This is a genomic window from Haloglomus irregulare (genome assembly GCF_007421925.1).
GTDB classification, from domain to species: Archaea; Halobacteriota; Halobacteria; order Halobacteriales; family Haloarculaceae; genus Haloglomus; species Haloglomus irregulare.
Genome location: NZ_QMDX01000001.1, coordinates 501483 through 514893 on the forward strand (window position 1 = coordinate 501483; position 13411 = coordinate 514893).

Consider the following 13411-nt stretch of genomic DNA (forward strand, 5'->3'; position numbering starts at 1 on the left):
CGGAAGCCCTCACGCTCTCGACCCGGGGGGCTCGCCCGTCCACTGCAACAGGGGTTCGGATGTCGCACCGGGCAACACACCCAGCCGCGGAGGGGTGTGCCATGGCTGACGGCGAGGGCTGGCCGACGAGCACGGACAACCCGGCGGTGCGGCGGCTGTCGGACTGGCCGGCCGAGCCGCTCCGGGACCTGGCCGACGAGTTCGGGACGCCGCTGTACGCCCTCGACCTCGACCGGGTGAAGGCGAACACGGGGCGGCTGCGGTCGGCGTTCCCGGAGGCTGACCTGAGCTACGCGGTGAAGGCGAACACGACCCGGCCGGTGCTGGAGACGCTGGCGAACCGCGGCGTCGGCGCCGAGTGTGCCGCCGCGGGCGAGGTGCAGCGGTCGCTGGCGGCCGGCTTCCCGCCGCATCGGGTCCGGTACACCGCCGTCAACCCGCCGGCGCGTGATCTGGACTACGTCTGCGGGCTGGACGACGCGGGGGGGATGATTCTCACCGTTGGGGCGATGGACACCCTCAACCGGGTCGCGGAGCGAGGGTTCGACGGCCGGCTCTGTGTGCGGATCAACCCCGGCGTGGGGGCGGGCCACCACGCGAAGGTGTCGACCGGCGCGGAGCCGAAGTTCGGCGTTCCGTACGACCGGGCCGCGACGGTCGCCAGGCGGGCCGCCGACCGCGGGTTCGAACTGGTCGGCCTCCACGCCCACGCCGGCAGCGGCATCGCCGGCGACGACCTCTCGGACCACCGAGAGCTCGTCCGGCGGATGGGCACGCTCGCCGCCGACGTCGAGGACCGCCTCGACTTCGTCGCCGTCGGCGGCGGGTTCGGCGTGCCGTACCGCGAGGACGACCCCGCGCTCGACCTCGACGCGGTCGCTGCGGCCACGCGGGAGGCGTACGCCGAGGGGTGGCGCGGCGGCGCGAACGACACTGCGCCGCCGCAACTGGCCATCGAGCCGGGACGCTACTTCGTCGCGGACGCGGGCGTCCTGCTGACCACGGTCAACACGGTGAAGCCGACGCCCGAGACGACAGTCGTCGGCGTCGATGCCGGGATGACGACGCTGGTCCGGCCGGCGATGTACGGCTCGTACCACGCCATCCGGGGGCTGGAGCCGGACACGCCGCGTCGGGAGCTCGTCCCGTGTGACGTCTCCGGGCCGGTCTGTGAGACCGCCGACGTCCTCGGGCGGGACCGCTCGCTGCCGGATCCGGCCCGCGGCGACCTGCTTGCCGTCGGCAACGCCGGCGCGTACGGCTACGAGATGTCGAGCAACTACAACTCCCGGCCCCGACCGGCCGTCGTGGCCGTCGAGCACGGCGAACCCCGGCTCGTGGCCCGGCGGGAGACGCTGGCGGACGTGACGCGGTTCGAGGCAGAAGCGGAGGACTCTTGAACGCGTCTCTCCACCAGCGGACAACGAGCGACGTGCGACTCACTCTCACGGGTCGTCGTCTCCCACGCGAGAACACGATGGTACGTATCCAGAAATACCACGGAACGGGCAACGATTTCGTCGTCGTGGACGCCGCCGAGCAGGTCAGCGACCGGCGGGCGTTCGCGCGAGCACTCTGCGACCGAACGGCCGGCGTCAGCCACCCGGACAGTCCCCGTGTGGGGGCCGACGGGGTGCTGTTCCTCCACCTGGAGGCGGAGTACGCCACCCCGCGCGTCGTGATGACGCTCGTCCAGCCGGACGGGTCCGTCGCCGCTATGTGTGGCAACGGCGCACGCTGTGCGGCCCGGTGGGCCGCCGAGCGGACCGGCAGCGACGAGGTCATGATCGACACGCAGTCCGGAACGCGGCGTGCGGTCGTCTCGCGAGACGCCCCCGACGACGGCAACCGTAGCCACGGTGACACCCGTGGGTTCGCCGACGAGGTCACCATCGAGATGGGCCGTCCCCACTTCCTCCCCGGGGACGTGCCGGTCCGGGCGGCCGACCCGCTCGTGGCGGAGCACGTCGAGGGGCTCACCGTCACGGCGGTCGACACCGGCGTCCCGCACGCGGTGGCGTTCGTCGACGATGTCGACGCGGTCGACCTGTCCGCCGTCGCCCCGCCGGTCCGGCACGCCGACGTCTTCCCGGAGGGCGCGAACGTCACCGTCGCGACCCGGACCGTGGACGAGGAGCCGGCGTTCCGCCAGCGCACCTTCGAGCGCGGCGTCGAGGGCGAGACCGACTCCTGCGGGACGGGCGCGGTTGCCATCGCCGCCGTCGCCCACCGCCTCGGGCGGCTCGGGACCGGGGAGACGGCCCGCATCTCGCCACCGGGCGGGGATCTGTTCGTCACCGTCACCGACGACGACGCGCTCCTCCGGGGACCCGCGGCCTTGGAGTTCGAGGCGTCGATCCCACAGCCGGGGCTGGGCCGGGACGCGGACATCGACGTCGAACTGACGGACGCGGGCACTAACGCGGGCGACTGAACCCGTGCCCGTCGCCCGATTCGACCCGCTCGACTTCCACGAGCGTGCCGTTCGAACCGCCTCCCACGAGACGGTCGAGGAGATGCGGGACCTGCTGGTGGGGACGCTCGCTGACGCCGGCGTCGAGCCCCGCGTCGACAGTGCCGGCAACACGCTGGCAACCCGCGAGGGCGACGCCGACGGGCCACATCTCGTCCTCAACACTCACATCGACACCGTCCCGCCGCACGTCCCCTTCGCGGAGGCCGAGGACGGCGCGGTCGTCCGCGGTCGCGGCTCGTGCGACGCCAAGGGACCGTTGGCGGCGCTGTTGGCAGGCTTTCTCGGTGCGCCGGTCGACCGGGGGCGGTTGACGCTGGCTGTCACGCCGGACGAGGAGACCACCTCCGCCGGCGCGGCCACACTGGCCTTTGGCGACGACCCGCTCCGGGCGGACGGCTACATCGTCGGCGAGCCGACGGATCTCGACGTCTGTGCCGCCGGCAAGGGCCGCTTCGAGGGGACGCTTACCGTGACCGGCGAGGCGGCACACGCCGCCGAGCCGGAGTCGGGGACGAACGCGCTGCGCGCGCTCGCGCCGCTGCTGGCGGCCATCGACACGTTCGACGACGACCGGGGGCCGGGCACGGGCCCGCGGCTGGGCGCGCCGACGCTGACGGCCACCACCGTCCAGGGGGGCGAGGCGATCAATCAGGTTCCGGCGACGGTTCGCGTCGGCATCGACCGGCGGAGCGTCCCGCCTGAGACGGCCGACGGGTTCGAGCGGGCACTGAACGAGCACCTCCGCACGGCCGCGCCCGCCGACGCCGGCGTCGAGTTCGCGCTGACCGAGCGCGAGACGCCGTTCCTGGAGGCGTTCGCGACCGACGCCGACGAGCCGCTGGTCGAGGCGCTGGCCGGGGCATCCGGTGGCGACGTGCGGGCCTTCGGTGCCGCCACGGAGGCCTCCTACTTCGCGGCCGACGCGCCGACCGTCGTCTTCGGGCCGGGCGTCCTCGCGGACGACGAGGGGGCCGTCGCGCACGCCGAACGCGAGTACGTCCGCCGCGAGGACGTGACCGTCGCCGGCGAGGCAGTCCGGGATGCGGTCGCGTCGCTGCTGGGGTAGGGCGGGCAGGCGGTGCTGTGGTCGGGACCGGCGCGCGTCGCACCACGCGACCGCGGCCACGCGCCGGGCATCGGTCAGCGCATGGGCGCGATGCTCCCGGGTTCGTATTTGAATCTACGCCGGGAGAGTCACGGGCGGCCGGATGGCGCTGTTTCTCGTAGGTTTATCGAACACGCACCGTACCGCCGTCCCCGTTCGATTATATCCCGTATTCGGTTCGTATCCGTAGAACAGCGGCGTAATACGGACGGCGGGACCCGCCCGAACCGTCGTTCCGCCTGGGGGCGGTCGCGCTTTCCCGTGGACCGGACGGCGGACGAGGACGACGACTCAGCCGTCGTCGGGCAGGTCCTCGACCGCGCTCCCGAGGTCGAACCCCCCGTCCCCCTCGTCCGTGTCGTCCGACGACTCTGCGGCCGGGTCGGGGGTGTCGGGCGTCGGCTTCGGGGTCCCGTGCCCGTCTAGCGGCTCGTCGGGGCGCGACAGTTCGTAGGTGTCCCGGACGGTATCGGCCACCACCCCGCCCTTCTCGACGACGAGGTAGACGACGACGTACGGGTCCGCGGGGTCGAGGACGAACGCCTCGAACGGCGGGTCCTCCCCCTGTGCGAGGCGGTCCAGCAGCGGGTCGAGCGGCTTCACGCCGTCGCGGAACTCCCCGAACAGGTCGCGCTGGCCGGACTGGTCCGCGAACGTGTAGACCACGCCGGCGGGGTCCCCGTCGGTGGTGTGGGTCACCCGGGAGTTCATCGCCTGGCCCTCCCGCCGGGCGGCCTCCCAGCAGGACTGGGCCGCCTCGAACACGGGGTCGGCGTCGGTGACGAACGCGAACAGCGACCGCTCCAGCACGTCGAGGCTGCGGAGGGCGGGGTCGTCGCCGGTCCAGTCGAAGTCGGCGTCGACGCGGTAGCCCGGCCGCAGGGCCCGGACACGGTCGACCAGATCGCCGTGGCCCGCCCACGGGACGTAGGTCGGGTCGCCCGCGGGGTCGATGAACAGCCACTCCTCACGGTCACGCGTGCTCGCGAGCACCCGGTACGGGCCGTCCAGCAGCGGCTCGTCGTCGTCCGCGTCGGTGTCGGCGCGTCGCACCGGCTGCCGGCCGTCGTCCGGGTCGGGCGCGTCCGGGGCGTCCGGGACCGTCGGTTCCGTCACGAGCAACGCTTCGTCCGCAGCGGACATATGCGCCCCGGCTTCGACCCGCCCGCACGAACGCAATCCCCTTGCGACCCGCGGCCGAGCGCCACGGTATGAGCTTCCGCGAGGACCTGCAGGCCCGTATCGAGGCTGTCGACAGCGTCGTGTCGGTGGGGCTGGACCCGGACCCGGACCGACTCCCCGACGCCGTCGCCGATCACGACCTGCCGCGCTGGGCGTTCAACCGACGGATCATCGACGCCACCCACGAGCACGCCGCCTGCTACAAGCCGAACGCCGCGTTCTACGAGGACGCCGACGGCTGGCGGGCACTGGCCGAGACCGTCGCCTACGCTCACGGGAAGGACGTGCCCGTCCTGCTCGACGCGAAGCGGGGGGACATCGGTAACACGGCCCGCCAGTACGCCGGCGTCCTCGACGCCGACGGCCTCGACGTCGACGCCATCACCGTCAACCCGTACCTCGGCCGGGACTCGCTGGAGCCGTTCCTGCGCGCGGACGCTGGCGTGGTAGTCCTCGCGCGCACCTCCAACGACGGCGGCGCCGACTTCCAGAACCTGCAGGTGGGAAACGACAAACGCCTCTACGAGTACGTCGCCCAGCGCTGTGCCGAGTGGGACCGCGAGTCGGCCGCCGACGTGTTCCTCGTCGTCGGCGCCACGACCCCGGACGAGTTAGAACGCGTCCGCGAACTCGTCCCCGACCTCCCCTTCCTCGTTCCGGGCGTGGGCGCGCAGGGCGGCGACGCCGAGGCCGCCATCGAGCACGGGCTCGCCGACGGCGTCGGCCTCGTCAACTCCTCACGGGGCATCATCTTCGCGGGTGAGGACGTAGGGGCGGGGAGCGTCCCGGACGGTCAAGCGGCGGAGTCGCGAGACGCGCGCGGCTACTTCGACGCGGCGGGCGACGCGGCCAAGCGCCTGAAGCGCCGGCTGAACGAGTACCGGGCGTAGCGCTCCGCCCGGGAGCCCGGTGCCGGTCAGTTCGTGACGAGTATCTTCCCGACGGCCTCGCGGTCCTGCATCGCGGCGAAGGCGTCGCCGGTCGCCGCGAGCGGGTAGGTCGCCTCGACCTCCGGGTCGAGGTCGCCCGCGGCGACCAGTTCGACCAGCGTCTCCAGGTCCCCCTGGGTCCCCATCGTGCTCCCGATGACGCGCTTGTGTCCCAGGAACAGGTCCGGCACGTCGATCTCCGAGCGGCCGCCGGCGGTCCGGCCGCAGACGACCATCCGGCCACCCCGGCGCATGAGGGTAAGCCCCAGCTCCGTGTACGCGCCGCCGAGGTGGTTCAGCACCGCGTCCGGCGTTCCGACGGCACCGACCGCGTCCCGTAGCTCGTCCGGGTCGGTCCCCTGGACCGCGTGGTCGAGGCTCAGATCGGCCAGCCGGTCGAGCTTCGCCGCCGACGAGGAGGTGCCGACGGTCCGCGCGCCGAGCACAGCCGCGAGCTGGACGCTCGCGACGCCGACGCCGCCGGTCGCGCCCGGGACGAAGACGAGGTCGCCGGGGCCGACCTGCGCCCGCTGGAGCATCCGGTAGGCGGTCATGTACGCGGTCGGGAGCGCGCTCGCGGTCGCCGTGTCCACGCCGTCCGGGAGCGACACCAGCCGGTCGGCCCGGACACGTGCGGTCTCGGCGAGCCCGCCGTGGAACAGCGAGAAGCGCTCGCACTGGTTCTCGGGGCCCTCGCGACAGAACCGGCAGGTGCCGCAGGTCTCGTTCGGACAGAGGACGACCCGGTCGCCGGGTTCGACGTCGGCCCCCTCGCCGGCGGCGGCGACCGTGCCGGCGACATCCAGCCCGCTGACGAACGGCAGGTCGTCCGTGTCGACCATCGCCGAGTCGCCCTCGAGGATCCAGAGATCGTGGCGGTTGATGGCACAGGCATCGACGTCAACGGTCGCCTCGCCGGGGCCCGGCTCCGGGTCCGACTGCTCGATCAGCGACACGCCGTCCGGTCCGATGAGTTCGGTGAAGGCTGCGGCACGCATCGACCCCGCGTTGCAGCGGGCCGTGGATAACGCTGTGCCCGACCGCTCAGAACTGGTAGGTGTCCACGCCGTCGGGGCCACGGCCGCGGTCGGAGCGACCCCCCTGGCCGCCCTCCCAGCTGCCGTCGAGCTCCGCGTAGCATTTCACGCAGAGCCCGCTCCCCTCCTCCAGATGTCGTTCGCAGACGAGTCGGCCACACCGGTCGCAGCCGTCGGCCATCTCGCGCTCCTCACAGACCTGACAGAGACCGGAGACGCTCATGTGTGCCCGTAACACGCCGAGACGTTTCAACGCTCGGCCGCGCCAGGTGTGTCGGATCTATCGGTACTCGCCCACGTGATACGTTTGTTGGGCGGATAGACAGTCGACTAGCGTAATACGACCAGTATCAGGGCTCGAATCGGAAACCGGGCTGAGGAGGGGTCGACGGGGCGCCGCAGCCCCGCTGGACGCCCCCGGGGTCCGTCGTCGTCGCGGTGCTGTCGTTGAACCGGTAGAGCCAGGCCACCGAGCCGGCAATCAGTGCGGCGAGGCCCCCGGCACCGGCCGTGCCCTCCGCCGTCAGCTCCCGGACCGGGCCGTCGCCGACGAGGACGACGCCGCGCATCCCCTGCTCCCCATAGTTCGAGCAGGTGTACTTCGAGAGGCCGTCGCCGTCGAACGCCACCGCGTACACGTGCCCCGAGGCGGCGAGCGTCTCCGACTTCAGCCCCAGGTCCGGGTCGAGCACGTCGTAGGCCCTCGGGCCGACCCACTCCCAGCGGACGGTCGTACCGGGGTCAATGTGGATGGCCGCGGGTTCGAAGGCGAACGGACCGCCGTTGCCCGCCGCGCCGACCTCCACCGTGACCTCGTCCTGGCCGCGCTTGTCGACCACGCCGTCGTAGTTGTCCGTCTCCGCCAGCCAGCCGTCGAACGTCCGGGCCGGCTCGCCGCCGGCGTCCGCACTGTCGCCGTCGCCGCCGCTCCCCGCCGCAGCCGGCGTCGGCGTCGCCTCGGCGACCGTGACCGGTTCACCGCCGGCGACCACGGCGCCCTTCATCCCCATCGCCTCGTGTGGGGCACAGTAGTACGTCGTCACGCCGGCGCTCTCGGGCGTCCACTCGAAGGTGTGGCCGGCCTCTGTGACGAGATCGGACTCGAAGCTGCCGTCCCTGGCGACGACGTTGTGCGCCCCGCCCTTGCCGGTCCACTCTCAGACGACCGTCGTGCCGGGGTCGACCCGGACGGCCGCGGGGCCGAACCCCCAGGCCCCGTCGTTGGCGTCGGCCCCGACCGTGACGGTCACCTCGTCCCGACCGCGCCTGTCGACCACCTCGGTCGCGTTCGACGTGTCCGCGAACCACTCCGTGAGGTCGGTGCCCGGCTGCGCGGCCGCGGGGCCTGCCAGCGCCGTCCCGGCCAGTGCTGCGCCCGTCGCACCGAGCACCTGGCGTCGCGTCGGCATCGTGATCACCCCTCGTAGCCCGCGTACTCCATCAGGTCGCGGAAGATGGTGGTGTTCATCGCGTCCTTGTACACCAGGCCGGTCAGCATCCCGCCGGGGTAGCTGCCCCCGTTCCGGACGTGGTCGATCTTGTGACAGTGCATGAGGTAGATGCCGGGGTCGGCGTCCGCCTCGAACTCGACCGTGTAGCGGTCGGCGGGCGCGACGTTCTGGACGTCGCGCTCGTAGCGAGCGGCCTCAGGGATCGTCCCGCCGTCCTTCTCGACCACTTCGAACCGGTGGTTGTGGATGTGCAGCGGGTGGGCGTTGAACCCGGTGTTCACCCAGTGGACCCGGACGGTGTCACCCTGCTCGGCGATCATCGGCGAGCCGTCCTCCGGGTGAAGGGTCCGGGGGGCACACTTCCCGTTGACCGTGAACACGTCCGGCTGCCGGTTCGTGATGTCGTAGCTGGCGTCGCCGCCGGCGTACTGCCGGGAGAGCCGGCTGTCCCACTCCCGGACCGTCATGAACTACTCCTTGTCCGCGGGCTCGTACCCCTCGGGGTCCACCCGCAGGATGCCGTACATCCCCATCTCCACGTGCCACGGGGTCTGGTAGTGACAGTGGTAGATGTGGGTGCCCGGCGTGTTCGCTGGGATCTCGTACGTGTGCGACGCCCCGGGGTCGACGGTGATCCCCGTCGTCGTCGGCACCCCGTCGTCCTTCCATGCGGTCTGGGCGCCGTGGAAGTGGATCGTGTAGGGCATCGACATCGTGTTCTCCAGGGTGACCTCCACCGTCGACCCCTCCGTCACCCGAAAGATGGGCCCCGGGACACTGGCCGGGCCGTCGTCGGCCTGCCAGGCCCAGACCTGCGGCAGCCGGATCGGGGCGCCCATGTTCTCCAGCGGATGGGCCTCGTGGGCCGCCGCTTCCGCCTTCAGCGTCACCTGGTTCCCCTGCTCGTCCAGGTCGACGACCTCCGGGGGGTCCATCGTCGGGAGATCGCTCCCGAGCTGCTGGCGCCCGCTCCCGGCGTCGACCTCCTGCACGTCCGGCTCGCTCAGGGCCGTACAGCCCGCAGCCGCGACCGTTCCGACGGTCCCCGTCGCCGCGAGGAACTCCCGTCGCCCGATACCGTCGCCCGGCGCACCGGTATCCGGTGTCATAACGGGTGGACCTCCGACCCGGACGGTAAAAGCGGGAGCCGCTGGTTCCCAGCCGCTGAGAGGTGGTTTCGCCGGTTCTCGGGTCGTGGGAACCGGGGCGAACACGTTCGATGGTTTATGAGTCGCGGCCGCCGCTCGACGGGACGGACTCGAAACGTTGACACGGCGGCCGGGCGCAGTCCCCCCGTGCGCTACCGGAACGTAACCCTATTTCTCGTCCTGGCGGCGGCCTGGGGGTCGGCGTTCATGGCTATCAAGGCCGGACTCGCGCCGGACTACTTCGGGCCGGCGCCGGTACTGTTCGCAGCCGTCCGCTACGACGTGGCGGGCGTGCTGATGCTTGGCTACGCCGCCTACGCCACCGACCACCCCCGTCCCGTCGGGCTTCGGGAGTGGGCCGCCGTCACCGTCGGCGCCGTCCTCCTCATCGCCGGCTACCACGCCTTCCTCTTCATCGGCGAGACCGACCCCGCCGTGACCAGTGCCGGCGCCGCGGTCATCGTCTCCCTCTCCCCGGTGATGACGACCGTCTTCGCCCGGGCCATCATCCCCGATGAGCGGCTGACCGCGGTCGGCGTCGTCGGCCTCCTGCTCGGGCTGGTGGGTGTGGTCCTGCTCGCGCGGCCGGACCCGGGGAACCTGCTGGCCGGCGGCGTGGTCGCCAAGAGCTTCGTCTTCTGTGCCGTCCTCTGCTTCTCCTTTGGCTCCGTGCTCACGCGCTGGCTCGACGCCGGCCTCCCCATCGAGACGATGGAGGCGTACGCGATGGTCGGCGGGGCGCTGCTGATGCACGGCATCAGCCTCGCCATCGGCGAGTCGCCCGCAGTTGCCGTCGACGCCCTGACGGGCGCAGGGTCGCTGGGCGCCATCGCGGCGGTGGGCTACCTCTCGCTGGTCGCCAGCGCGGCCGGGTTCCTCATCTACTTCGACCTGCTGGACCGGCTCGGACCGATAGAGATCAACCTCGTCTCCTACGTCGCCCCCGTCTTCGCCGCCGCCGCCGGGTTCGCCTTCCTCGGCGAGGTGGTCGACCTCCTGACCGCGGTGGGCTTCCTCGTCATCCTCGTCGGGTTCGCGCTCGTCAAGCGCCGGGAGATACGCCAGGAACTGCCGGCGCTCCGACGCGCGGTCACGCGGAGCCGGAGCGACTGACCCCGGTGTGCGGCGGCGACACCCGACGACGGTGGACTGATACCGGCGCCGTGCCTTCGGCTGGCTGTGTCCGGGAACCGCGACGGGGGGTGGCTGACGGCGGTCCGTCGGAGCCCCCGCGCCCGCCGACTGCTGGTCGTGCTCGCGGTCTGTCTGCTGGTGGGCGGGTTTCTGGCCGTCGTCGGGCCGCGGCGGGTGGCGATGGAGCTGGCCGGCGCGGACCCGGACTGGCTGGCGGCCGCCGCGGGCGCGGCGATACTGTCGCTGCTCATCTGGAGCGAGGCCCAGCGCGTCCTGTTCGTCGCCGCCGGCGCCGAGGTCGGGCCCGGCCGGTTCCTGGTCGGGTACGTCGCGGGGAACTTCGCCAAACGCACCGTCCCCGGCGGCCGGCTCGGCGCCCCGGCGGTGATGGCGTACGCGCTCTGCCGGGAGACGGACCTCCCGTACGAGCGCGGGCTCACCGCCGTCACCGTCGGCTACGCGGTCGGGTTCCCGGCCGCCATCGTGGTCCCCATCGCGGCGCTGCCGCTGGTGACCGCGACCGGGACCGAGGGCGCCGGGCCGGCCCTGTTGCTGGCGATGGTCGCCATCGTGGTCGTCATGCTCGGCGCCGGTGGGCTGGTCGCGGCCCGCCCCGGACCGGCGGTCCGGCTGCTGCACGCCCTCGCGCGCGCCGGCCGGGCGACGCTGGGCCGACTCTCGGCACGGGCCGGGCGCGCGATGGCCGCCGAGCGCGTCGACGAGGCCGTCGCGGACGCCGGTGAGACGCTCCGCGTCCTCGGCCGCTCGCGGACCGCGTTGGCCCTCGCGTTCGTGTTGACCGTCGCCGGCTGGGTGGCGGGGGCGCTGGCCCTCTCGGCCGTGCTGGTCGCGCTGGGTCACCCCGCCGCGCCCGCCGTCGCCGTCCTCGCCGTCCCGCTGTCGACGCTCGGGGGCGTCGTCCCCCTGCCGGCGGGGCTGGGCGGCGTCGACGCCACGCTCGGGACCGTCCTCGTGGCGGCGCTGGCCCTCGACCCCGTGGCCGCCGGCATCGTCGTCCTGGCGTACCGGCTCGCGAGCGACGGGGTCATCGTCCTCGTCGGGGGGCTGCTCACCGTCGTCCGGGCGGCGACCGGCCGCGACCCGGCGGTCTGAGCCCGCCGGTCAGATGCCGAGGAACTCGAACAGGCCCAGCGCCAGCCCCGCGAGGACGACCTGGAAGGAGAGGCTGCCCAGGGCCGACAGCCCGACGAACAGCCGGTCGTCCATCTCGGCGAAGCCCGCCGGGACGGTGAGCATCCCGCGGGTGAACAGCAGCGAGTTCGAGACGGGGACGACCAGCGGGCCCCAGCGGTCGAACCAGCCGTCGAACCGCTCCAGGCGCGACTCGCTCACCCGGAACCAGGGCCGTTCGAGCAGTCGCTCGCGGCCGCCGCGCTTGGCCAGCAGGAAGAGGAGGTACTGGCCGACCGTGGCTCCGAGCACGGCGATGCCGAGGATGGCGGCGATGTCCTCCGGTGACCGGCCGACGGCGAACAGCGCGGCCGGGACGAGGCTCTCGCTGGGGGCGAAGTAGAGCAGCATCGCGCCCTCCAGGACGAACAGCGCGAACATCGCCGGCATCCAGTAGCGCTCGTTCCCCAGCAGTCGACGGGCGAACGCGGCGTCCCGCGAGAGGAACAGGTAGATCCCAGCGGCCGCGATGGCGAGGAACAGGACGAACACGCCGTAGTCGAGGACCCACCGCCCCGCCGGGGAGCGTGTCTCGGCGTCCGTGGCCATCAGTTGTCGGTAGTCGACCGCCCGGCGAGTATAGGTCTTCCGTCATGCGGCATCGCGCCCGGGCACCGCCGGACCGTCCGGACCCCGCGGTGACGGTCGGAATCCGGGTTTCGTCGGGAATCCACGGGACCGTTCGGCGAACGTCCGGTCACCCCCGGCTGAATCCCACAGCGTGCGTACTCTGTGGGAACCGCCCCAGGGAACCGGTTACACCGACGTAACGGCAACCACTATGCCGCCGCGCCGACTACGAGACGTATGACCAAACGGCACGTCCGCCTCCCCGTGGAGGCCGAGGAGGGCCTACAGGCGTTCCTCGAGGGCGTGGACCAGCGGCTCTCGGACCCGGCGGAGGATACCTGTGCGGTCGTCACGGAGACGCTCGTGGACCTGTTCGGCGACCGCGACGCCTACGACCGCTGGCAGGCGGGCGAGTCGGTCTCGCCTGCCGAGCGCGTGCGGCTCCAGGGATACGACCCGTGCAACGCCACCCTCGAGAGCGAGTACTACGCCGAGAAGGACGAGGACGTCTTCCAGGAGTCGAAGTACCTCCAGTGGCTCTGGCGCCAGTTCGACGCCACGCCGATGGCCGATAACGTCGAGTTCGCGCTGCGCTTCCGGCGGATGCTCGCCGATCACCTCTTCGCCGACTGTGGTGACAACTGCCGCTTCTTCAAGGGCATCTCCATGACCTACGGCCACAACATCGAGGTCGGCGACAACGTCGTCGTCCACGACGACGTCCACCTCGACGACCGGGGGAAGCTCACCATCGGCGACCGCGTCTCCATCAGCGACGGCGTCCACGTCTACAGCCACGACCACGACATCGTCGACCAGACCGAGGTCGTCAACTACCACACGGTCATCGAGGACGACGCCCGGGTCACCTACGACGCCGTCGTCCAGGCCGGCTACGAGGTCGGCGAGAACGCCGTCGTCGGCTCGCGGGCCGTCGTCAAGGACGACATCCCCGCCCACCACATCGCCGTCGGCACGCCCGCGCGGAGCGTGAAGGTAAAGCCCGGCTGGGAGTCCGTCGCCCGGCCGGTCGAGGAGGACCACGAGGACCGGAAGGCCGAGCGGGAGATCCCCCACGAGCTCCCCGACGACTTCGAGCGGTTCGACGAGTTCCAGCGCGACCTCCAGCCGCCGGGCCACGCCGACACGGACGCGGCCGACGACTGAGGGCGACTCACCTGTCCAGCC

At 72.3% G+C, this 13411-nt stretch carries 11 protein-coding genes and 2 pseudogenes; 7 read left to right on the plus strand and 6 right to left on the minus strand.

The annotated features are described in order from the left end of the window. Positions 1-101: 101 nt before the first annotated feature. The 3 genes from lysA to DP107_RS02640 all read left to right on the plus strand — a co-directional run bounded on the left by lysA (position 102) and on the right by DP107_RS02640 (position 3542). Positions 102-1400, plus strand: coding sequence for a diaminopimelate decarboxylase (gene lysA, locus DP107_RS02630; protein WP_144260571.1), 1299 nt, complete (start codon positions 102-104; stop codon positions 1398-1400). A 77-nt stretch (positions 1401-1477) separates the two neighbouring features. After that, positions 1478-2434, plus strand: coding sequence for a diaminopimelate epimerase (gene dapF, locus DP107_RS02635; protein ID WP_144260572.1), 957 nt, complete (start codon positions 1478-1480; stop codon positions 2432-2434). A 4-nt stretch (positions 2435-2438) separates the two neighbouring features. Continuing rightward, positions 2439-3542, plus strand: a complete 1104-nt coding sequence (locus DP107_RS02640) for a M20 family metallopeptidase (RefSeq protein ID WP_144260573.1) — start codon at positions 2439-2441, stop codon at positions 3540-3542. A gap of 330 nt (positions 3543-3872) precedes the next feature. Here DP107_RS02640 and DP107_RS02645 read toward each other — a convergent pair whose 3' ends face one another. Further along, the gene (locus DP107_RS02645) at positions 3873-4724 is read right to left on the minus strand and encodes a DUF6663 family protein (RefSeq protein WP_185977136.1); all 852 of its coding nucleotides are present in this window, start codon (positions 4722-4724) and stop codon (positions 3873-3875) included. Between the two features lie 68 nt (positions 4725-4792). Here DP107_RS02645 and pyrF point away from each other — a divergent pair, with 68 nt between their 5' ends. Continuing rightward, positions 4793-5653 (plus strand): orotidine-5'-phosphate decarboxylase, encoded by an 861-nt coding sequence (gene pyrF / locus DP107_RS02650; RefSeq protein ID WP_144260574.1) that lies wholly within the window; start codon positions 4793-4795, stop codon positions 5651-5653. 26 nt (positions 5654-5679) lie between these two features. Here pyrF and DP107_RS02655 read toward each other — a convergent pair whose 3' ends face one another. The 4 genes and pseudogenes from DP107_RS02655 to DP107_RS02670 all read right to left on the minus strand — a co-directional run bounded on the left by DP107_RS02655 (position 5680) and on the right by DP107_RS02670 (position 9289). Then, entirely contained in the window at positions 5680-6690 is a 1011-nt protein-coding gene (locus DP107_RS02655) for an alcohol dehydrogenase catalytic domain-containing protein (RefSeq protein WP_144260575.1), read from the minus strand. Positions 6691-6736: 46 nt separating this feature from the next. After that, the gene (locus DP107_RS02660) at positions 6737-6952 is read right to left on the minus strand and encodes a hypothetical protein (protein WP_144260576.1); all 216 of its coding nucleotides are present in this window, start codon (positions 6950-6952) and stop codon (positions 6737-6739) included. Between the two features lie 127 nt (positions 6953-7079). Further along, positions 7080-8138, minus strand: a pseudogene (locus DP107_RS21640) (halocyanin domain-containing protein). A 5-nt stretch (positions 8139-8143) separates the two neighbouring features. Beyond that, positions 8144-9289, minus strand: a pseudogene (locus tag DP107_RS02670) (multicopper oxidase domain-containing protein). A gap of 186 nt (positions 9290-9475) precedes the next feature. Here DP107_RS02670 and DP107_RS02675 point away from each other — a divergent pair. Both DP107_RS02675 and DP107_RS02680 read left to right on the plus strand, forming a co-directional pair. Continuing rightward, entirely contained in the window at positions 9476-10441 is a 966-nt protein-coding gene (locus DP107_RS02675; RefSeq protein WP_238330744.1) for a DMT family transporter, read from the plus strand. A 66-nt stretch (positions 10442-10507) separates the two neighbouring features. Next, positions 10508-11575: a lysylphosphatidylglycerol synthase transmembrane domain-containing protein gene (locus tag DP107_RS02680; protein WP_185977137.1), complete on the plus strand. Its 1068-nt coding sequence runs from the start codon at positions 10508-10510 to the stop codon at positions 11573-11575. A 9-nt stretch (positions 11576-11584) separates the two neighbouring features. Here DP107_RS02680 and DP107_RS02685 read toward each other — a convergent pair whose 3' ends face one another. Continuing rightward, the gene (locus tag DP107_RS02685; RefSeq protein WP_144260579.1) at positions 11585-12202 is read right to left on the minus strand and encodes a DedA family protein; all 618 of its coding nucleotides are present in this window, start codon (positions 12200-12202) and stop codon (positions 11585-11587) included. Between the two features lie 258 nt (positions 12203-12460). Between DP107_RS02685 and DP107_RS02690 the strand changes: the two genes are divergently transcribed. Next, the gene (locus DP107_RS02690) at positions 12461-13390 is read left to right on the plus strand and encodes an acyltransferase (protein WP_144260580.1); all 930 of its coding nucleotides are present in this window, start codon (positions 12461-12463) and stop codon (positions 13388-13390) included. The last annotated feature ends 21 nt before the right edge of the window (positions 13391-13411 follow it).